Genomic DNA, 21,407 nt, shown 5'->3' on the forward strand with positions numbered 1-21,407 from the left:
TATAAAAATGAAACCAGATATTCACCCGGAGTATTTTAGTACAACAATCAGCTGTGCATGCGGAAATGTTATAGAGGTAGGTTCAACCAAACCGGATATCAGGGTTGAAATTTGTTCAAAATGCCATCCCTTTTTTACGGGAAAACAGAAGCTTATCGATACAGCCGGCAGAATTGAACGTTTTCGCAAGAAATATGCTAAATTTCAGAAACAGGATTAACTCTTTTGATTTGCCATTATACCTATGCTTGAAAAATTAAAAGGTGTGGAAAAACGCTTTCTGGAACTACAAAATCTGTTAAGCAGCCCTGAAATTGTATCGGATCGCAATGCATTTCAACAATTTAGTAAAGAACATGCTGAACTTGGCAATATTGTTTCTGTATTAAGGAATTATGAGCAGATTCTTGCTGATCTGGAAGACAGCCTGGAACTCTTAAAAGACAGTGACCCTGAAATTAAAGAACTTGCCAGGGATGATGTTGATGCTTTAACAGAACAAAAGACCGGATTGGAAGCCGAGTTAAAGCAGCTTCTGCTGCCAAGGGATCCTAATGACGACAAGAATGTTATCATAGAGATACGAGCCGGTACCGGAGGCGAAGAGGCCGGCCTTTTTGCCGGTGATCTTTTCAGAATGTATAACAGGTATGCTGAAAACAGAAACTGGAAAGTGGAGGCCATGTCCCACCACGCGACTGGTGTCGGTGGATTCAAAGAGGTCATTGCCATGATCCATGGGAAAGGGGCTTACAGCAGGTTCAAGTTCGAAAGCGGTACTCATCGTGTTCAGAGAGTCCCGACTACCGAGACGCAGGGACGTATACATACGTCAGCAGTTACGGTTGCGGTTCTTCCGGAAGCTGAAGATGTCGAGCTTCAGATAGATTCGAGCGAACTTAAAATTGATGTTTTCAGAGCAACAGGTCCGGGCGGTCAGAGTGTCAATACCACTGATTCGGCTGTACGGATTACGCACCTGCCCACCAATCTTGTAGTAACCTGCCAGGATGAAAAATCGCAATTAAAAAATAAAAACAAGGCCATGAAAGTATTACGCGCCCGCCTGCTCGACAGTATGATCAGGGAGCAGGATGAAAAGAGATCCCAGGAGCGTAAAAACCAGATAGGAACCGGAGACAGAAGCGGTAGAATAAGGACATATAATTTTCCCCAGGGAAGAGTTACAGACCACAGAGTGGGACTTACTCTTTATAAGCTTGAAGAGATTTTGCAGGGAAATATTGATGAAATTATAGACGAACTTACAACCTTTTATCAGGCTCGGGCATTACAGAATGCAGAATCAGTCGAAGCCGCCTGAATGGACCATCCTGAAAATCCTTGAATGGACCACTTCATATTTTAAATCCCACGGAATAGACAGCCCCAGATCAACAGCAGAGATACTGCTGGCTTATACCTTAAATATAGAACGTATTGATTTGTATTTGCAATTTGACAAGCCGCTTGACAAGGCAGAGCTTTCTCTTTTCAAATCTTTGATTAAGAGAAGAAGGAACAGGGAACCTGTTGCATATATTACAGGCCATAAGGAATTTTGGTCAATTGATTTTTCAATAACAAAACATTCACTTATCCCCCGGCCGGAGACCGAATGCCTTGTAGAGACAGCGCTTGCATTAATGCCGGAAGACTTGCCTGGGCCTGCCCGGGTCTTAGAGCTTGGCACCGGTTCAGGCGCTATTGTTATTGCATTAGCTTCAGAGAAACCAAAAAATATCTTCTTTGCATCCGACAATTCTATTGATGCCGTTATGCTTGCCGGGAAGAATGCTGTTCAGTATGGTTTTGGCCCAGCTATAAATTTTTTTTCAGGAGACTGGTTTGCCCCATTGAAGAGTGATCTCTTAAAATTTGATATTATTATTTCGAATCCTCCATACATAAAATCTGCGATTATTCCAAGCCTTGAGCCGGAGATTTGGAAATATGAGCCTATAAATGCCCTTGACGGCGGCAAAGACGGACTTTCTGCGTTAAGGCATATTGTGATAAGTGCACATAATTACCTTAAAGAAAAAGGAAGATTGCTGCTTGAAATAGGGCATGATCAAAAAGATGCCCTATGGGCAATCATTGAGGAATGCGGAGCATATGATAATATAGTTTTTATAAAGGATTACAGTGGATTTTATAGAATTGTTTCTATGAAGAAAACAATAAAAAATATTAATTAGCAGGTTGCTAAACACCCATTTATTTGTTAAACTTAAAAATTTGTAATAACTAACACGTCTCTGGACCTGTGTCCCGGTGCTTTTTGATAAAGTTAAACACAGGGCGGAAAGAGATGGAAGAATCGAGGTTTAAGCCTCGAATAACCGATACATGGAGAATTTTATGTCACAAATCACAATGAAGGAACTACTCGAAGCAGGAGTACACTTCGGCCATCAGACCAGACGCTGGAATCCCAAAATGAAACCCTATATTTTTGGGGCAAGAAACGGCATCTATATTATAGATTTACAAAAAACCGTTCACATGTTCAGAAAAGTACTTGATTTTGTAAGTGATTCGGTAGCAAATGGTAAGTCTATCCTTTTTGTCGGCACCAAAAAACAGGCCAGAGCATCAATTTATGAAGAGGCTAATCGATGCGAAATGTTTTATGTGCATAACAGGTGGCTGGGAGGAATGCTGACTAATTTCCAGACTATTAAAAAAAGTATAGACCGCTTGAATTATCTTAATAGAATTGAAAATGACGGATCAATAGATCTATTTCCAAAAAAAGAAAGATTGAAACTTGGTAAAGAACGAGTAAAACTCGATAATACCCTGGGCGGGATACGCACCATGAATCATCTGCCGGGCGCTATTTTTGTTGTCGATTCCAGAAACGAAGCAATCGCAGTTCGTGAAGGAAACAGATTGGGTATACCTGTTATCGCCATCGTTGATACCAACTGTAACCCTGATTCTATTGATTACGTTATACCCGGCAATGATGACGCAATTCGTGCTATCCGTTTGATAGCATCAAGGATAGCAGATGCCTGTATTAAAGGAAGGGAGCTTTTTGAAGAAAAGCAGCAGGCTGCAGCTGATAAGGATGTTGAAGAAGAGATAGTCGAACCTATAGTCGATACGGATTTGCAGCCAGGAGAAAGAAAAATAATTTCTGACGGTACGGATGGACCTGTTGTTGAAATAATTAAACGGGCTTCTGCAGCGGATAATATCGAACTTGGAGGTTCACCTGGGGCAACAGAGTAACGGAGCTTGATATAAACCATAAGGAGATAACAGATAATGACTAAAGTAAGCGCTGCAATGGTTAAACAGCTTCGGGAGAAAACCGGAGCCGGCATGATGGACTGCAAGGAGGCGCTGACCGAATGCGGTGGCGATGTATCTAAAGCAGTTGATTTTTTAAGAAAAAAAGGGTTGGCAACTGCTGCAAAACGTGCCGGCAGATCAATGAGTGAAGGTGTTATTGCATCTTATATACATATGGGCGGGAAACTCGGGACTCTTGTGGAAGTAAATTGTGAGACCGATTTTGTAGCAAAAAACGAAGATTTTCTTGAATTTGCAAAAAATATTGCAATGCATATTGCAGCTACAAATCCTGTTGGTATCAGGCCGGAAGATGTTCCGGAAGATGTAATTAATAAGGAGAAAGAAATTTACCGTGCCCAGGCGCTTGAAACCGGCAAGCCTGAAAATATTCTGGACAAAATAGCAGAAGGGAAGCTTAATAAATTTTTCAAGGAGAATTGCCTGTTGAGTCAGCCTTATGTGCGTGATCCCAATATGGCTGTATCGGACTTGATAAACGAGATGATAGCTAAAATAGGGGAAAATATAACGATAAAACGTTTTGTGAGATTCCAGGCGGGGGAATAATAAGCATTGTCAGATCCACGTTATAAAAGAATTATGTTAAAATTGAGTGGTGAAGCTCTGATGGGAAATCAGGGCTTCGGCATAAGCCCTGAAATGATAAACAATGTGGCCGGAGAGATTAAAGAGATAGTCGATCTTGGTGTAGAAACGGGCATAGTCGTTGGCGGCGGTAATATATTCAGGGGGATTGCGGCAAGTTCATATGGAATGGATAGAACGGCAGCAGATCATATGGGTATGCTGGCTACTGTAATAAATTGTCTTGCGCTGCAGGGCGCTTTGGAAAGAATGGGAATCCAAACCCGTGTTCAGACCGCATTATCGATTAACAAAGTGGCAGAGCCCTATATACTGCGAAAAGCTGTAAGGCATTTGGAAAAGGGCCGGGTTGTTATTTTTGGAGCCGGGACAGGTAATCCTTACTTTACTACCGATACAGCCGCTGTTTTAAGAGCGCAGGAGATTCACGCCGAAATATTTCTAAAGGCAACCAAAGTAGATGGTTTGTATGATTCTGATCCCGTAAAGAATCATGATGCCATTTTTATTAAAAAAACCAGCTATATGGATGTTCTGCGAAAGCAGCTTGAAGTCATGGATGTAACTGCTGTTTCTCTTGCAATGGACAATTCACTGCCACTTGTGATCTTTAACCTTAATGTAAGCGGTAACATAAGGAATGTTATATGCGGTGAGGAAATCGGCACATTGATCACTAACACTAACATACACGATATGATGAGGTAAAAAAACCATGATTGAATCTATTTATGAGGAAACCAGGGAAAAGATGGGCAAGTCAATAAGTGCACTGAAGAATGAATTAGTGCGTGTAAGAACAGGGCGGGCATCCCTCAATCTTTTTGACGGTATACGGGTCGATTATTATGGCACACTTACCCCGATTGACCAGATGGCATCTCTTTCCGTGCCTGAAAGCCGCCTCATAACTATACAGCCGTGGGATGTTTCGGCGATTAAAAATATAGAAAAGGCGATTTTAAAATCCGATTTAGGATTAACTCCTTCAAGTGACGGGAAAATTATTCGTATTTCCATTCCTCCGCTTACGGAAGAGAGGCGGAAAAAACTTGGTAAAATTGTTCACCAGAAGTGTGAAGATTACAAGGTCGCGGTACGTAATATCAGGCGGGATTCAAACGAGGTGTTAAAGGGTCTTAAAAAAGATGGCGATATTGCAGAAGACGTCGCGTTTAAGGCCCAGGATCAGATTCAGACGATAACCGACGAGAATATCAAGTCGATAGACGAAATTTATAAAGAGAAGGAAAAAGAAATTCTTGAATTCTGATAAAAGGGGCTCCACAATTTCCTCGACTGCTGCTCCAGAGCTTGGGCCTGAATATATTCCAAAACATGTTGCCATTATAATGGACGGTAACGGCAGATGGGCCAAAAAGAGGCTTTTAAATCGAATAAAAGGTCATGAAAAAGGAGCGAATACTGTACGGGCAATCGTTAAAACTTGCCGGAAAATCGGTATCCCGATTCTTACGCTTTTTGCTTTTTCCACAGAAAACTGGCAGCGTCCAAAAGTTGAGGTGGCTGCGCTTATGTCTATTCTTAAGAGATTCCTTGTGACAGAGCAGAAGGAGATGATGGAAAACGATATCCGTCTCAATGTAATCGGACAGATAGAACGTTTGTCTGGGGAAGTGCGGGATGCTTTGCGCAATGCCATGGAATTAACAAAAAACAATAAGGGTCTCCTCCTAAACCTTGCTATAAGTTATGGAGGAAGATATGAGATAGTCAGGGCAGTTCGGAAAATTGCAGGAAAAGTTAAAAATGGGATAATTGATCCTGATGATAGGAAAGATGAGATCACTGAAGATTTAATATCAGACCACCTTTATACCAGGGCAATGCCGGATCCTGATCTTCTTATACGAACCAGCGGTGAGATGCGTATCAGCAATTTTCTTTTATGGCAGATAGCGTACGCAGAAATTTTTATCACAGATACTCTTTGGCCTGACTTTGACAGTAAAGAATTCATAGGCATTCTTAAAGACTATCAAGACAGAGAGCGCCGGTTCGGTAAAGTATAGTTTTTTATATGAATAATTTCAACACATCATCGGTTGTCGAAGTAGGGGTTCAAGATTTTGAACCCCTACTCAAGATTTTGAACCCCTACTCCCTCTGGCCTTGTGCCAAATTTTAAAATCAGGTAATTATCTAAAAATCTATATAAAAAATAAATCAGCGTTTATGCATTTAAAAAGATGGATTACAAGTTTTGTGGCCCTCCCCTTTGTAATTTTCCTTATTTACAAGGGTGGGGCTTTTTTATTTTCAATAGTCATAAGCGGTGTATCGATAATAGCTTTATGGGAATATTTCCGCATTGTATTTACCAAGGGAGAAATGCGGAAATTCAGCTTGCTTATATGGTTATGCTATTTAACCGGAATTATAATTATTTTATTATCATACTGGAGATTTTTAGATTTAATTCCTGTTGTTATTGCTTGCCATCTTATTGCCTCGGGAATAATTGTTGTTTTGTCATACAAACCAGAGCTCCATATAATCGATATTATTGCAAAGGAGATTCTGGGGATTTTATATGTTCCTGTTTTACTTTCGTTTATTATTTTGCTTAGAAACAGCGATGAAGGCATAATATGGACTTTTTTCCTTTTGCTCCTTGTTGTTATAGGAGATACAGGCGCATTTTACACAGGTTCTTTCCTTGGCCGGCATAAACTATGTCCATCCGTAAGCCCTGGGAAAACCATAGAAGGCGCAGTCGGAGGCCTATCCGCGGTTCTGGTTACCGGTGCTCTTTTTAAATTTTTTTTTCTCCCTGACTTATATTGGGCAGGCTCCATTATTTTTTTTCTTTGTATCGGTATAACGGCTCCCATGGGTGATCTGTTTGAATCCATGCTTAAACGGGAAGGCGGGATTAAAGATTCAGGTACATGTTTGCCGGGCCATGGCGGAATTCTGGATAGGATCGATGCGCTTCTTTTTGCGGCTCTGCCGGCATATTATTTTAAGGTATATTTGTTGCATGGATAGAAAGAGATGAAACAGCTCGCGATATTAGGTTCAACAGGCTCAATAGGCTGTAATACCCTTAAGATTGTTGAAATGTTTCCGGATAGGTTTATAATCAAGGTACTGGCCGCAAAGAATAATGTCGAATTGCTGGCGGAACAGATCGAGCGTTTCAGTCCCGAATTAGCCGTTGTCTTTGATGATCAGCATGCAGTACGCTTGAAAAAGAGACTTAAGAATAACAAAACGGTTGAAATTTTGTGCGGCAGAGAAGGATACTTGGCGGCGGCATCCTTTAAATCTGTTGATATGGTTGTTTCGGCAATGGTTGGTGCTGCCGGCCTGCTCCCTACGATTGCAGCGATTGAGGCAGGGAAAGCAGTTGCCCTTGCCAATAAAGAAACATTGGTTATGGCAGGTGAAATCGTTATGGAAAAAGCTATGACTAATGGGGCAAGAATTTTTCCTGTTGACAGCGAACATTGCGCAATATTTCAATGCCTGCATGGTAACGACATTAAAGATCTTCATAAAATTATACTGACAGGATCCGGAGGTCCTTTTCTGCGTAAATCTGTTGATGAATTTGATAAAATTGAACTTTCAGATGCTCTTAACCATCCAACCTGGCAAATGGGTAAAAAAATAAGTATAGACTCTGCCACACTGATGAACAAAGGGCTTGAAGTTATTGAAGCGAAATATCTTTTTGATGTTAATATTAATGATATAGAGGTTGTTATTCATCCTCAAAGTGTGGTTCATTCAATGGTTTCATATAAAGATGGAGCTGTAATGGCGCAACTTGGAGTGCCAGACATGAAAGGCGCCATATCCTATGCCTTATCGTATCCGGAGAGACTTGATATCAAAATGCCGTCACCTGATTTTACTGATATTGGATCTCTTACCTTTGAAAAGCCCGACTTGACCAAATTCCCGTGTCTTGGTCTGGCTTATAGCGCATGCAAAAAAGGCGGAACAATGACTTCAGTACTAAATGCTGCTAATGAGGAAGCGGTTTATGCGTTTCTGGACAAGCGCATCCCTTTTGTTAAAATAGCTGGTATTATAGAAAAAGTAATGGGCAGGCATAGAGTTGTAGAAAACCCGTTGCTGGATGATATCCTGGAAGCAGACAAGTGGGCAAGGGAAGAGACCGGGAGGCTTAAAATATTATGAGTACCAGTATAATCGCATTTGTTATTGTATTGGGAGTTTTGATTTTTTTTCATGAACTGGGGCATTTTCTTTTTGCCAGATTATTCGGAGTTGGTGTTGAAAAATTTTCACTCGGGTTCGGGCCAAAAGTTGTCGGTAAAAAAATCGGCATGACGGAATACCTTATTTCGGCCATACCACTCGGCGGATATGTAAAAATGGTTGGCGAGGAACCGGATGGGAAACTTTTACCTGAAGAGATACCTTTCTCGTTTACCCATAAGCATATTTTTAAAAAGATATTGATAGTTGCCGCAGGCCCTGTATTTAATTTAATATTGACCATTGCAATTTTCTTCGGCCTTTTTTGTTTTTATGGTATGCTGGTTTTAAAACCTGTGGTAGGTAGTGTGGGTGAAGGAACCCCTGCCTATATTGCCGGACTGCAAAAAGATGATCTTATAGAAGCTATTAACGGAGTACCGGTTGATAGCTGGGAAAAGATGGCCGAACTTGTATCAATCTGTAACGGAGAAGAGCTTGAGGTGAATTTGCGTCGCGGGGATTCTGCACTGGTTGTTAAATTAACACCTGAACTTCAAATAACAAAAAATTTATTTGGTGAAGATGCTGAGCGATATCTTATAGGAATCGTATCCTCGGGCAAAGTTTTTCAACGTCCCTTGAACCTCGGCCAGGCTGCTGTTGAAAGCGTAGCTCAGACCTGGAAGATATCCAAATTGACGGTTCTTGGTATTGTTAAAATGATACAAGGGACGATCTCTGCCAAGGATAACCTTGGCGGGCCTATCCAGATTGCACAGATGGCAGGAGACTTTTACAAAGAAGGCGTTCCCAATTTTCTCTCTTTTATCGCATTTTTAAGCGTTACACTCGCTATACTTAATTTTCTTCCAATACCTGTTCTGGACGGAGGCCATATTTTCTTTTTTATTATAGAGTCTGTAACCGGCCGACCCCTTAATCTTAAGTTTCGTGAAATTTCCCAGCAGATAGGTATAGCCGTACTGGTAATGCTGATGATATTTGCTTTTTATAATGATATTATGCGTATTGTAGTTCAAAAATAATTTATTTTATGCCACACCGACTTGAAATAACACTAAAAGATGATCTCTTTGATGCCGAAGGCGATGGAGTGCGGCGCAAAGCCGAAGACTATTTTGGACTTTCCCTGGAATCGGTTAAAATCATCAATATCGTTACGATTGATGCTGAATTTACAGTGGATCAATGTATCAGGATAAAAGAGGAAATATTTACAAATCCTGTTACACAAAATTCCTCATTTACTCCTCTTGCCGCTGACTTTGACTGGATTATATGGGTCGGCTACAGGCCTGGTGTCCGGGATAACCCCGGCAGCACGGCGGTTGAAGCAATCGAAGACCTCCTGGGTTTTAAATTTGCAAAAGATGAAGCTGTATATACTTCAAAAGAATACTGTTTAAAAGGCCGGGGACTCCACAGGGAGGACATGGACTTGATAGCAGGTGAACTTCTTGCCAATGATATAATTGAGCAATGGAAAATATTTTCAAAGAATGAATGGAATTCGGCAAAAGGGACAGGTTTTATCATACCCAAGGTAATGCTTGATCATAATCCTTCCGTTACATCTATAACAGTGGAAAGCGATTCAAAGCTTGCGAAAATAAGCAAAGAACGCGGCCTGGCGCTTAATTCCAATGATATACCTGTGATAAGAGAATATTTCTTAAATGATAAGGTTAAAAAGGGACGTGCCCTGGTAGGGCTGTCTGATCCTACAGACATAGAACTGGAATATATATCACAGGCCAGAAGCGATCATTGCAACCATAATACATTCAGAGGACTTTTTCATTATACTGATCTTTCAACAGGAAGGGCCGAGACCTTTGATAATCTCTTTAAGACATGTATAGAGACGCCCACATTATCTCTTAAGGAAGAGAAAAACTGGGTTGTATCTGTTCTGTGGGATAATGCCGGAGCAGGGTGTTTCGATAATGATCACTATTATGTAATTACAGGCGAAACTCACAATTCACCTTCCAACATGGAAGCGTACGGCGGGGCCATAACCGGCATAGTCGGGGTCTACCGCGACCCCCTCGGCACCGGCAAGGGCTCGAAACTTGTTATGGGCAGCTACGGTTTTTGCACCGGAATGCAGGATTATGCAGGCGATCTTGCTCCGCATCTGCATCCTAGGCGTCTTCTGGACGGCATTGTGGAGGGCGTTCGTGATGGCGGGAACAAGAGCGGGATTCCCACAACATTCGGCCAGGTTTGCTTTCATCCCGGCTATATGGGAAAATCTCTCGTATTTGTTACCTGTGTGGGCATAATGCCTGCGCTTGTTAATGGCAGCCCGGCGGAGACAAAAAAGACCTCTCCCGGAGATTTGATAGTAATGTGCGGTGGAAGAGTAGGCAAAGATGGAATCCATGGTGTCACGGCATCTTCCGAGGTCTTTTCTGAAAATACTCCTGCCGGTCATGTTCAGATTGGTGATCCCTATACCCAGAAAAAAATGCATGACTTTATCCTGGAAGCCCGTGATGAAGGGCTTATAACCTTTATTACCGATAACGGCGGCGGCGGGCTTTCATCTTCCATAGGAGAATCCGCGCGTTTTTCAAATGGCTGCGAAGTTAATCTGGAGAAGGTTCCTTTAAAATACGAAGGCCTTGATCAGTGGGAAATATGGATTTCCGAATCACAGGAACGTATGACAGTAGCTGTAAAACCGGAACATTTAGAAAATTTTATGGCCATTTCATCAAAGCATGCTGTGGAGAGCACTGTTATAGGCCGCTATACTGATACCGGCAAACTTCATATCTTATATAAAGACGAAACATGCGCTTTTATTGATATTGATTTTTTGGCTTCCGGTTTCCCCCAGTGGGAATTTGACGCAAAATGGGCGACACCCGGCCAACGCGGACTGTTTGAACCAGTATTCAATGAACCGGATGACTACGACTCGCTTCTTTTGGATATTCTTGCCCGGCCGAATATATGTTCCAAAGAATGGATAACCAGGCAGTATGATCATGAAGTTCAGGGCACCAGTGTTGTCAAGCCTCTTGCGGGCGTCGCGCGGGATGTTAACAATGACGCCGTAGTAATCAGACCTGTGCTGGAATCCGAAAAGGGGCTCCTGTTTTCCCAGGCGTTTCTTCCATTTTATTCCGCCATAGATGCTTATCATATGACTTCATGTACTATTGATGAAGCAGTTCGCAGGCTCATAGCAGTTGGGGCGGATTTTGAACATATCGGAGGAGTTGACAACTTTTGCTGGCCTGATATTCAGTTTCATCCTGAAAAAAATCCCGACAGTGAATTCAAGGCGGCTCAGCTTGTACGTTCCTGCAGGGCGTTGCGTGATATCTGCATGGCATATGGGATCCCTTTGCTTTCAGGCAAGGACAGTATGTATGTGGACGGTTATCTTGCCGGCAGATACGGTGATACCCATAAAGTTTCAGCGCTGGAAACACTCCAGTTCTCCGCCATAAGTGTTATGGATAATATAACCAAAGCAGTTACCATGGATAGCAAAATTTCCGGGGATCTCGTCTATATTGTCGGGCTTACACAAAACGAACTCGGAGGTTCCGAGTATTATGACTGTTTCGGATATACAGGGCTGAATCTGCCTGAAGTTTTTCCTGAAAAATTTTCCGCTATTTATAAATTATTATCCCTTGCCATTCAAAAAGAATTGATCGCTTCAGCTCATGGTATTTACCGGGGTGGTCTGGGTGTGCATCTTGCCATGAAGGCCTTTGCAGGCAACCTTGGCATGGATTTGGATTTGGGGCTTGTGCCTGCTGAAAAAAATCTCCGCGATGATTATATCCTTTTTTCAGAATCGGCCGGGCGCTTTATAATAACCATTGATCCTGAAAAAAGAAGTGAGGTTGATAAAATATTTAAAGGAACGGATTGTGTCTGTATAGGCAAAGTGACCGGAGAAAACGGCAGCCTGGTTATCAGGGGAATCAGGGGTGATACGATTATTTCAGTTCCGGTAAAAAGGCTGAAAGATTCCTGGAAAAAGCCTTTTCTCGACAGGATGTAAATGTTGCGGGTTGGAGTTCCCCTTCGCTTGAGACCGGACCAAATAAGGTATTGCCTATGAACAGAATTTTTGCCATAGGAGACATACATGGATGCTATGATAAACTCCAGGCGCTTATGGGCAAGGTTCCAATAGACTTTGAACATGACAGGCTTGTCTTTCTGGGAGACTATATCGACCGCGGGCCGAATTCATTCAAAGTTGTCGAATACCTTATAAATTTAAAAAAAGAATACAGCAATACAGTCTTTTTAAAAGGTAATCATGAGGAGATGCTGGAACTATATCTCAAAGGTATGGAAATAATGAATTTTGTTAGGAACGGCGGTCACAATACGCTGGAAAGTTACTCGCTACATTCCGGGGAGAACGATGCAGACTTGATACCCCACAGCCATCTCGATTTTTTTCAATCGCTTCTTCTTTTTTATGAAACAGAAAATTATATATTTGTACATGCCGGTTTACAAAAAGGCGTTCCCCTTGAAAAGCAAAAAACTGACGACCTGCTTTGGATACGCAACGGTTTTATCCGTACAAGGTACAAGTTCGGAAAGCGGGTTATTTTCGGGCACACATATTTTAAGGAACCTTTAATACAGCCAAACAAAATCGGAATTGATACCGGAGCTGTTTACGGCAACAAGCTTACGTGTATCGAGCTGCCTGATATGAAATTTTATCAGGTGTAAGGGCTTGGAAATAAAAATGTTTCATAACGCTAAAATACTGCTGGTTTTTCAAATTATCTTATTAATGATTGTTTTTTTTGCCTTCCACCCGGAAGATATATTTGCCGAACGTCTGGCGGTTACTGATTCCATTGCCAATATACGGTCCGGTCCTGGTACAAACAATGTAATCATTTGGAAAGTTGAAAAGGATCATCCACTTGAAATTATAGAAAAAAAAGGTAACTGGTACCATTTTAGGGATTTCGAGAAAGATGAAGGCTGGATTCATAAATCCCTTGTGGGGAAAGTAAAAACCGTTATTACAAAAAAAGATAATTGCAATATCAGAACCGGTCCTGGCACCAAGTATAAAATTATTTTCACCGTTGAAAAGGGGATTCCTTTCAGACTCTTGAAACGCCAGGGAGAGTGGATTAAGATCAGGCATGCTGATGGAGATCAGGGCTGGATATATAATGGACTCGTATGGTGAGGTTATGAAATATGGAAATGACAGATAATAGAGGTGTTATTGCGGGAATTGGCGCCGCGTTGATGGATCTGCTTTTACAGGAAAGCGAAGATTTTTTGAAAAAGGCAGAGATTCAAAAAGGCGGGATGAAACTTGTGGAGAATGATGTTATAGATCAAGTTCTGCAGAACACACCCGTGCAGCCGGTTTTAGTTCCAGGTGGATCAGCCTGCAATACTGTTATAGGCGTAAGCAAACTTGGCGGTCAGGCCCGCTTTATCGGAAAATGCGGTGAGGATGAATACGGCAGTATTTTTGAGGATGATTTGAAAAAAAATCAAGTCGAGCCGCTGCTTTTCAAGTCGTCATCACCAACAGGACGGGTGCTTTCAATTATTACACCCGATGCACAGCGTTCACTCTTAACCTTCCTGGGTGCATCTTCAGAAACAGAACCGGATGATATAAGCGTTGCATGCTTTAAGGATGCGACCATAGTACATCTTGAGGGATATTTGATATTTAATGGCGATTTAATGATGACGGCATTAAAGCATGCTAAAAAGGTCGGTGCGCTTATATCACTCGATCTTGCAAGTTTTACCGTGGTTGAAGAATTTCATGATATGTTTGAACGGATTGTGCATGATTTTGTTGATATTATTATTGCCAATGAAGATGAAGCCCGGGCATTTACCGGCTATGCGGATGAGCATAAAGCTATTAAAGCTCTTGCTGAAAAAGCCGGGACTGCTGTATTAAAGGTTGGAAAACGGGGCAGTTACATTGCCGGAACAGGTAATATAATAAAGATTGAGTCTGTGGGGTCAGGTGGGGCTATTGATACAACCGGAGCAGGAGATTTATGGGCATCAGGTTTTCTTTTTGGTTTATTAAATGAATATCCCCTTGAAAAATGCGGGAAACTGGCTTCTGCCTGCGGATATGAAGTCTGTCAGGTAATGGGGGCGGATATTCCTGAAAAAGGCTGGCAAAGGATTAAGGGAATACTGGAGTAATAATGGCAAAAAAACGAATATCGCGGGCAAGAAAAAAAAAGTTGAAAGAACCTGATGAGTTTATTGCATTTTCTGCAAAAATATTGAACTTTGTTGCTGAAAACAAGAATCAGGTACTATTAATTTCTGTAGCTTTTCTGATTATAATAAGTATGTTTGTGGGTATAAGGGTATATTTCATTAAATCCGAAAAAAGAGCTTTTACATTGATGGCTAAATCGATGGCTGAATATCGGGCTGCCCTGAAAGAGAATAAAAACAATTCAAAATTGCAGCAAGTTGATGATAATTTAAACGGAATACTGGATAAGTATTCAGTAATGCATGCCAAAAAATTTGCAAAAGTTCACTTGGCGAATATATATTTTCAAAATAGAGATTTTGACAAGGCTATTGAACTATATGCCGATGCGATTAAGGATTTTAGTGATGATCCTTTAATAAATAATTTAATGCTAAACAGCTTGGCCTGCTCATGTGAAGAGAAAAATAATTACAAATCAGCGGTTTCATATTTTGAAATGATAGTATCCGGGAATGATGTATTTATGAAGGATGAGGCTTTGTTCAACCTGGGCCGCCTCTATGCGGCGATGGGTGAGCCTGATAAGAGTAGAAACGCATTTGCGAGTATAAGGGATAACTATCCAGATTCTTTGTATATTGGGCTTGTCAAGGCAAAGGGATTGTAATTTAAGATATGTCCGGATTTGAACCAGTTTATGTTGAATCTTTTAAAAAAGGCGTGATTAAGGAAAGAGCCGAAACAGCCCGCCATATCCTGCAAGCCTGTATGCTTTGCCCCAGGGAATGTGCTGTTAATCGACTTTCCGGGGAAACCGGTATTTGTAAAACAGCTCATAATGCCGTTGTATCCTCATGTGGTTTATGGATAAGATGACCTTATCATGCCGGGAAATTTTGCCGTCACATCTGAAATAATGTCATTTATAGCAAAAGAAATATCACCAAACAGCTACGTCAATATTATGCCCCAGTACCGACCATGCGGAAAAGCTGACAATGTCAAAGAGCTTTCCCGTTATCCTTCAGAAAAAGAAATTCAGGAAGCTTTGGCGGCAGCTGCTGACGCAGGGCTTGGACGATTATAATGCTGCCGGATAACCCTGTTGTTCAAACCGGCCTTGAGAATTTGCTGAACGATCCGCCAAAACGGATATTCGGGAAGCGGGCAGGACTTTTGTGCAATCCTGCTTCCGTTGACAGACATTTGCGGCATGCCAGGGGATTGATATCAAGCAGGCTCCCAGTTGAATTGACTTCTCTCTATTCCCCACAGCACGGATTTTGTGCTGAAAAACAGGATAATATGATAGAGTCTGATGATACCTTTGATCCGGTTTTGGATATACCTGTTTTCAGCCTTTACGGCACAACACGAATTCCCACAAAAGAGATGTTTGACCATATTGATTTACTTTTTGTAGATCTGCAGGATGCGGGGACACGTGTTTATACATTTATATATACAATTTCCCATTGCCTTGAGGCGGCAAAAAAATTCAGCAAGTCTGTTATTCTGCTTGACCGGCCCAATCCTGTATGCGGCAATGTCATGGAAGGTAATTGCTTGAAAGCTGAGAACAGTTCATTTGTGGGGCGATATCCTCTGCCCATGCGCCATGGGTTGACCATAGGGGAGCTGGTGCTTCTATTCAACGAACATTTTAGTATAGGCTGTGATCTTGAGGTGATACCCATGAAAGGCTGGGAAAGAGGTATGTATTTTACAGATACAGGTCTTGCCTGGATCCCGCCTTCTCCCAATCTCCCTACTCCAGTATCGGCAATGGTTTATCCGGGTCAGGTTTTATGGGAAGGTACGAATATTTCTGAAGGTAGAGGCACAACTCAACCTTTTGAACTTTTTGGAGCGCCGTTTATCGACACAGAAAAAGTTCTTTCTTTTATTGGTGGAAACAATTTACCGGGAGTACACCTCAGACAAGTTTCCTTTGAACCGACTTCGAATAAATGGATGGGGTTTATATGCAATGGATTTCAAATTCATGTAACCAATGCTGAATTATTTCAGCCCTATTTGACAACATTAAAGCTGATGCAGGCGGTTTCTTGTATTCACAAGGATAAGTTTAAATGGGCGGAACCTCCTTATGAGTATGATTTTGACAGACTTCCCATAGATCTTATAACAGGTGACAGCAGGATTAGATATATGATTGAGAATTGTGAAAGAATTGAGACGATAGTAGATTCATGGGAAGATGATCTCAGACAATTTGATAAAATCAGCCGCATTTTTCATTTATATTAAGGTATTCTCAATTGGCAAAAAATGAATTATCCTGGAAAAGGATGGCTTTCAAAGGGAACAAGGTTTGGCAGGCTTTTGAAGAAAATGGAGACCCTTTAGTCAAAAACGATAAATTTTTAATCAAGTACCAAACTGATCAGGATTATGAGTACTGGGTTAACAAAAAGAGTTTACTCCCTTTGAGCGAATTAAAAAAAGGTGAGTATAAAAAATCAGGGAAAAGCAAAAAGACCGGTTCAAAAAGAGAATATGAAGATTATGATGCTGCTGAATTAGATAATGCAATTTGCCTTTATACCGACGGGGCGTCTTCAGGAAATCCGGGGCCGTCGGGGATAGGAGTTTTGTTGCGTTTTAAAGAACATGAAAAGGAGATTTCAAAATATATTGGAAATGCGACTAACAACATTGCCGAACTTAAAGCGATTGAGGCCGGACTGTCAGTTTTAAAAAAAAAAGACCTTTCGGTGATAGTCTTTACTGACAGCAGCTATGCCCTTGGCGTTCTTGTCAGCGGCTGGAAAGCAAAAAAGAACGTGCAACTGGTTGAAAAAATACAAAAAAAAATTTCTGAATTCAAAAATATTAAATTTATCAAAGTGCAAGGTCATTCCGGTATGGCCGAAAATGAAAGGGCTGATTATCTTGCAACTTCAGCAATAAAAAAGGGATTGGATCAAAACGTGCATTTTCCATAAGAAACCTTGCGATGTTAAGATGCAGGGTTTCTTATGGAGATTAGAAGAATGCTATGCTTCTTTTGATTCTAATGTTTTTATTTTTTTTTCAAGTTCGTCTATCTTCTGTTTGTATGAACCGGCGTCATCATCTTCTGTTGCCTCAGTGTCATCACCTTTTTTCCATGTATCTTTTAGTTCATCAAAGCCCAGGTAAAGAGCCAGTCCGCCTCCGGCCAGGAGCAATACAGGGATTGTGCCGGCTAGAAGGTTAAAAAAAGGTTGCCACCAAATAGATATTCCAATAAGCCCTAAAACGGCTGCTACCGCTCCACCAATTAATGTTTTCATGAACAAACATCCTCCTTTAACTTAAATAAGTTGATCTTTTAAATTTTTTGAAAAAATAGTTTATAGGTTTACAGTGATAAACAGAAAGCAAAATACACCCCTTAGGGAGCCAGCCAAGGATGTTTAAATAATACCCTGTATAATAAATTTTTATATTATCACAGCAAATGATGCAAGGCAAGACTAATTTATTATTTTCACCTCACATTTATTGTATCCATTCACAGTCTGCAGGGGAGGGTGCAATACAAAAAAGTTACACAAATTAATATGGGTATTTCTTCTTCGGACTGCCCTGAAAGGGCGATATATACCAGCCTGGGGCAACGCCCCAGGAAAAGATTATATATTCCCCAAGAGCCCTGAAAGGGCGATACATAAAAATAAATATATGTCACGTCCTTTCAGGGCTGATTGGTTATAGGATATTCAAATCCCAGGGCGTTGCCCTGGGCTGGTATGTATAGCCCTTTCAGGGCTGATAATCGAATAACTTTTTCATATTGCACCCTTTATTCTTTTATCCAGGACAAGCAGCATTTTTTACCTTCGTTCCCAGGCTCTGCCTGGGAACGAAGGTAAAATAATTTTTTCATATTGCACCCGCAGGGGATAGTCTTTAAACATGTATAATAAGTTATTGCAATGAAAATTATATTCTGATAATTCAAATACCCTGATGAAAATTAGGAAACAATAAATAATATAGCAAATCATGGCGAAACAGCAAATATCAAACCACAGAACAATCAGACAAAAAATCAGGCAATGGATTGACTCTACCCTTGGAAATACCCATAATCACTATATATGCTTAATGCCCGAGCGAACAGGTTCTTTCTCTTCCCTGGTTCTTAAGCTTTTTTTTTCAGGTATAAAAATAGATGAGGATCAATATTCAGTCCTTCGGAAAATTCCTGAAAATGCTATTGTCGTTTATGTAAATCAATATAGAAGTTATTTTGAGTATCTTTTTTATTACACACGATATAAACAGGCAGGCGTCAGGTTTCCGGCAATAGGTTTTGGTTATAAAGTTATAATCTGGCAGCCGGTTAAGAGATTGTTTAAAATAATTCTGGCTTTTACAGATTATCTGCTTCACGAAAAAGTCTTTCCGAATCCTTATGAAAGTGGGTACATTAAAGATGAACTTGTCAACGGCAGATCAGCCCTGCTGTCTCTTGTGGAAAAAAAAGGTTTTTACAAAAGGTTCGTTAAGGCAAAATATGATCCTGTTCATTATCTGATAGAGATGCAGTCATCTATAAACAGACCGATCTATTTAGTCCCGCAACTTATTTTTTTCAGTAAAAAACCACCCAAATCACATCCGACATTTTTGGACATACTCTTTGGGACCAAAGAGAAACCAGGAAAAATTAGGCGATTAGCGGCCATGTTAAACAACAAGAACAGGCCGTTTGTAGAAATATCCGAGCCCGTCAATTTAAACTCATTTATAAAGCTTACTGAAAACAAGGAGTTGAGTATAGATCAAAGGGCGATTCTATTGAGGCGGCAGCTTATGCGCCAAATAAATCGTCATCGCCATAGTATAACGGGCCCTGTGCAAAAGTCGAAACAGGAAATTAAGGAGAATATCCTGACGGGTGAAAGACTGCAGGGGTTCATGAAACAATATGCAGCAAAGCATAAACAGAAAATTTGGGATGTGCATAAACAGGCTGATTCGCATATTGAGGAGATTGCGGCAAGATACAATTCAAACCTGGTGGGTTTATTTGCCATAGTTGTAAGGTGGATACTTAGATTCATGTTCGATGGCGTTACAGTCAATTATGAAATGCTGGCCAGGATTAAGGCTGCTTCTCAAAAGGGTCCGCTTATTTTTATTCCCTGCCATAAGAGTCATATAGACTACCTTATATTATCCTATATCATGCTGAAGAAAAATATGCCGGGCCCTCACATTGCCGCCGGCAAGAATCTTTCTTTTTGGCCCTTAGGGCCGTTATTCAGAATAGGAGGGGCATTTTTTATAAGGCGCAGCTTCAAAGGGGCTGTACTCTATTCTAAAATTTTCACAGAATATATATATAAGCTGCTTGAAGAAGGTTTTAATCTCGAGCTTTTTATAGAGGGGGGCAGAAGCCGCACCGGAAAACTGCTCAGGCCACAGCTCGGACTCCTGTCAATTATAATTAATGCCTGCAAAAACGGAGCATGTAAGGATCTGAATTTAGTGCCTGTTTATATAGGTTATGACAGGGTGCTTGAGGAAAGTGCTTATATTAATGAAATTGAAGGCGGATCAAAGGAAGATGAGAACATTAAGCAGGTTATAAAAGCAAGAAGATTTCTGAAAAAAAGGTACGGGAAAATATATATTAAATTTAGCGAAGCCGTCACCCTAAAGGAATTTGTCAATGAAAACGACATGCCTCTTGGGACGATGACTTCTAAAGAACAGAACGCGCTCTGTCGAAAAATCGGTACATGGTTATTACATTCCATAGATAAGGTTACTGTTGTTACTCCCCATGCACTTGTGGCATCCGCCATACTTAACTGTACAAAAAATCTTTTTTCTTATGATCACCTGCTATCGATTGTAGATACATATATCAGGTACCTCTCTCTCCAGGAAGCGACACTTGCAGATACCCTGTTGCTTGATCAGACTCATGTCATTGATCAGGTTGTAGATTCATATATGCAAAGAAAATTTATCGAAACAGTATCAAAGGGGGAAAAGACTCTATCCGCAGAATCTCAATTTAAAGTTAATGAAAATAAAAGATCTGCTATGGAATATTATAAAAACAATTGTATTGCTTTTTTTATTCCGGCCGCATTTACAGCCCTGGCAATACTTGAAAAAGATGCATTCCAATTCTCATCAGTCGATCTTCACTCCGGCTACAAATTCTTCCAGGAATTTTTCAAGAATGAATTTACACCTGATCCCTTAAAAACACCGGAAAACCATGTACGAAAAAATATTAAAGCTTTTATCGATGACGCTATATTAATGCCGCATCCCACTCTTGCCGACACATATAATATTACTTCTTCAGGTTTAAGGAAGTTAAAATTATATTCCGGATTTCTAAAGGCTTATTTTGAGTCATACTGGGTAGTCTTAGCTTACTTTAATCGTTATCCCAACAACTCTGTTAAAGCTAAAGATCGCTTAAAAAAAATACAGTCATTAGGCAACCGCATGTACAAAAAAAAAGAAATCAAATTACATGAAGCGGTCTCAAGAGTTAATTTTCAAAACGCATCCGATTATTTTATTCAGCATGGTATAAGGGGCTCGGATGATCAGGAGAAAATAGATTTTTATTCCGAAAAAATTCAAAATTATATGAACTATTTGTCTTGATTTGAAAAGCTTGGAACTGAATATGAAAGCTATGATCCTGGCCGCCGGCTTCGGTACACGTCTGCGCCCTTTTACTGAAAATATACCCAAACCCCTGTTTACAATTTCTCAAAACCCCCTGCTTGATATCACCATCCGCAATCTGCAAAAAGCAGGGTGCGAAGCGATAATAGTTAATACCCATCATCTGCATGAAACGATTGAATCTTACATATTATCACAGAATTACTTTATTCCTGTGTACACTCGGCATGAATCCTCCATTTTAGGCACCGGCGGCGCCATAAAGAATGTTGAGGATTTCTGGGACAGCGGCCCTTTTATGGTTATTAACAGTTCAGGTAGTCCCTACAAAACAATGCAGGTGATTAAAAAGTGTCTCTGAAAACATGAATAAAAA

Annotated in this window: 23 protein-coding genes; 22 read left to right on the forward strand and 1 reads right to left on the reverse strand. The window is 40.7% G+C overall.

Features of this window, described 5'->3' with window-relative positions; all coding sequences use genetic code 11:
* Positions 1–7: 7 nt before the first annotated feature.
* The 20 genes from rpmE (at position 8) to BuS5_RS01630 (ending at position 17,325) form a co-directional block, all read left to right on the forward strand.
* Positions 8–220, forward strand: coding sequence for a 50S ribosomal protein L31 (rpmE, locus tag BuS5_RS01535; RefSeq protein WP_027354186.1), 213 nt, complete (start codon positions 8–10; stop codon positions 218–220).
* A 24-nt stretch (positions 221–244) separates the two neighbouring features.
* Complete coding sequence (prfA, locus tag BuS5_RS01540; protein ID WP_027354187.1) at positions 245–1,324, forward strand: peptide chain release factor 1; 1,080 nt, start codon at positions 245–247, stop codon at positions 1,322–1,324.
* Positions 1,299–2,201 (forward strand): peptide chain release factor N(5)-glutamine methyltransferase, encoded by a 903-nt coding sequence (prmC, locus tag BuS5_RS01545; RefSeq protein ID WP_027354188.1) that lies wholly within the window; start codon positions 1,299–1,301, stop codon positions 2,199–2,201. Before prfA ends, prmC begins: the two co-directional genes overlap by 26 nt.
* A 163-nt stretch (positions 2,202–2,364) precedes the next feature.
* Positions 2,365–3,243 (forward strand): 30S ribosomal protein S2, encoded by an 879-nt coding sequence (gene rpsB / locus BuS5_RS01550; RefSeq protein WP_027354189.1) that lies wholly within the window; start codon positions 2,365–2,367, stop codon positions 3,241–3,243.
* A 36-nt stretch (positions 3,244–3,279) separates the two neighbouring features.
* Entirely contained in the window at positions 3,280–3,876 is a 597-nt protein-coding gene (tsf, locus tag BuS5_RS01555) for a translation elongation factor Ts (protein ID WP_027354190.1), read from the forward strand.
* A gap of 33 nt (positions 3,877–3,909) precedes the next feature.
* Positions 3,910–4,623, forward strand: a complete 714-nt coding sequence (gene pyrH, locus BuS5_RS01560) for a UMP kinase (protein WP_051374844.1) — start codon at positions 3,910–3,912, stop codon at positions 4,621–4,623.
* Positions 4,624–4,630: 7 nt separating this feature from the next.
* Positions 4,631–5,188, forward strand: coding sequence for a ribosome recycling factor (gene frr, locus BuS5_RS01565; protein ID WP_027354192.1), 558 nt, complete (start codon positions 4,631–4,633; stop codon positions 5,186–5,188).
* Positions 5,178–5,948, forward strand: coding sequence for an isoprenyl transferase (locus tag BuS5_RS01570; protein WP_255342821.1), 771 nt, complete (start codon positions 5,178–5,180; stop codon positions 5,946–5,948). The genes frr and BuS5_RS01570 overlap by 11 nt, the downstream gene beginning before the upstream one ends.
* Before the next feature lie 163 nt (positions 5,949–6,111).
* On the forward strand, positions 6,112–6,927 hold the full coding sequence (locus BuS5_RS01575; RefSeq protein ID WP_035265605.1) for a phosphatidate cytidylyltransferase: 816 nt from the start codon (positions 6,112–6,114) through the stop codon (positions 6,925–6,927).
* 6 nt (positions 6,928–6,933) lie between these two features.
* The gene (locus BuS5_RS01580; RefSeq protein ID WP_027354195.1) at positions 6,934–8,088 is read left to right on the forward strand and encodes a 1-deoxy-D-xylulose-5-phosphate reductoisomerase; all 1,155 of its coding nucleotides are present in this window, start codon (positions 6,934–6,936) and stop codon (positions 8,086–8,088) included.
* Positions 8,085–9,158: an RIP metalloprotease RseP gene (gene rseP / locus BuS5_RS01585; RefSeq protein WP_027354196.1), complete on the forward strand. Its 1,074-nt coding sequence runs from the start codon at positions 8,085–8,087 to the stop codon at positions 9,156–9,158. Before BuS5_RS01580 ends, rseP begins: the two co-directional genes overlap by 4 nt.
* Before the next feature lie 8 nt (positions 9,159–9,166).
* Positions 9,167–12,166 carry an AIR synthase-related protein gene (locus tag BuS5_RS01590; RefSeq protein ID WP_027354197.1) on the forward strand — a complete coding sequence of 1,000 codons (3,000 nt, stop codon included), beginning with the start codon at positions 9,167–9,169 and terminating at the stop codon, positions 12,164–12,166.
* A 56-nt stretch (positions 12,167–12,222) separates the two neighbouring features.
* Positions 12,223–12,858, forward strand: a complete 636-nt coding sequence (locus BuS5_RS01595) for a metallophosphoesterase family protein (RefSeq protein WP_027354198.1) — start codon at positions 12,223–12,225, stop codon at positions 12,856–12,858.
* 16 nt (positions 12,859–12,874) lie between these two features.
* On the forward strand, positions 12,875–13,333 hold the full coding sequence (locus BuS5_RS01600; protein WP_035265606.1) for an SH3 domain-containing protein: 459 nt from the start codon (positions 12,875–12,877) through the stop codon (positions 13,331–13,333).
* A 17-nt stretch (positions 13,334–13,350) separates the two neighbouring features.
* On the forward strand, positions 13,351–14,331 hold the full coding sequence (locus BuS5_RS01605; protein ID WP_035265608.1) for an adenosine kinase: 981 nt from the start codon (positions 13,351–13,353) through the stop codon (positions 14,329–14,331).
* A 2-nt stretch (positions 14,332–14,333) separates the two neighbouring features.
* Complete coding sequence (locus tag BuS5_RS01610; RefSeq protein ID WP_027354201.1) at positions 14,334–15,023, forward strand: tetratricopeptide repeat protein; 690 nt, start codon at positions 14,334–14,336, stop codon at positions 15,021–15,023.
* 8 nt (positions 15,024–15,031) lie between these two features.
* Positions 15,032–15,232, forward strand: a complete 201-nt coding sequence (locus tag BuS5_RS01615; RefSeq protein WP_027354202.1) for a hypothetical protein — start codon at positions 15,032–15,034, stop codon at positions 15,230–15,232.
* A 7-nt stretch (positions 15,233–15,239) separates the two neighbouring features.
* Positions 15,240–15,443 carry a hypothetical protein gene (locus BuS5_RS01620; protein ID WP_027354203.1) on the forward strand — a complete coding sequence of 68 codons (204 nt, stop codon included), beginning with the start codon at positions 15,240–15,242 and terminating at the stop codon, positions 15,441–15,443.
* Positions 15,443–16,627 (forward strand): exo-beta-N-acetylmuramidase NamZ family protein, encoded by a 1,185-nt coding sequence (locus BuS5_RS01625; RefSeq protein WP_027354204.1) that lies wholly within the window; start codon positions 15,443–15,445, stop codon positions 16,625–16,627. The genes BuS5_RS01620 and BuS5_RS01625 overlap by 1 nt, the downstream gene beginning before the upstream one ends.
* An 11-nt stretch (positions 16,628–16,638) precedes the next feature.
* A complete protein-coding gene (locus BuS5_RS01630) occupies positions 16,639–17,325 on the forward strand; it encodes a ribonuclease HI (RefSeq protein ID WP_084446037.1) in 687 nt (228 codons plus the stop codon).
* 51 nt (positions 17,326–17,376) lie between these two features.
* On the opposite strand, the gene BuS5_RS01635 is transcribed toward BuS5_RS01630, so the two are convergent.
* Complete coding sequence (locus BuS5_RS01635; protein ID WP_027354206.1) at positions 17,377–17,655, reverse strand: hypothetical protein; 279 nt, start codon at positions 17,653–17,655, stop codon at positions 17,377–17,379.
* Between the two features lie 715 nt (positions 17,656–18,370).
* Between BuS5_RS01635 and BuS5_RS01640 the strand changes: the two genes are divergently transcribed.
* Both BuS5_RS01640 and BuS5_RS01645 read left to right on the forward strand, forming a co-directional pair.
* Positions 18,371–21,007, forward strand: coding sequence for a 1-acyl-sn-glycerol-3-phosphate acyltransferase (locus BuS5_RS01640; protein ID WP_027354207.1), 2,637 nt, complete (start codon positions 18,371–18,373; stop codon positions 21,005–21,007).
* A 22-nt stretch (positions 21,008–21,029) separates the two neighbouring features.
* A complete protein-coding gene (locus BuS5_RS01645; protein WP_274427955.1) occupies positions 21,030–21,392 on the forward strand; it encodes a sugar phosphate nucleotidyltransferase in 363 nt (120 codons plus the stop codon).
* The last annotated feature ends 15 nt before the right edge of the window (positions 21,393–21,407 follow it).

It is taken from the genome of Desulfosarcina sp. BuS5 (assembly GCF_028752835.1).
GTDB lineage: Bacteria > Desulfobacterota > Desulfobacteria > Desulfobacterales > BuS5 > BuS5.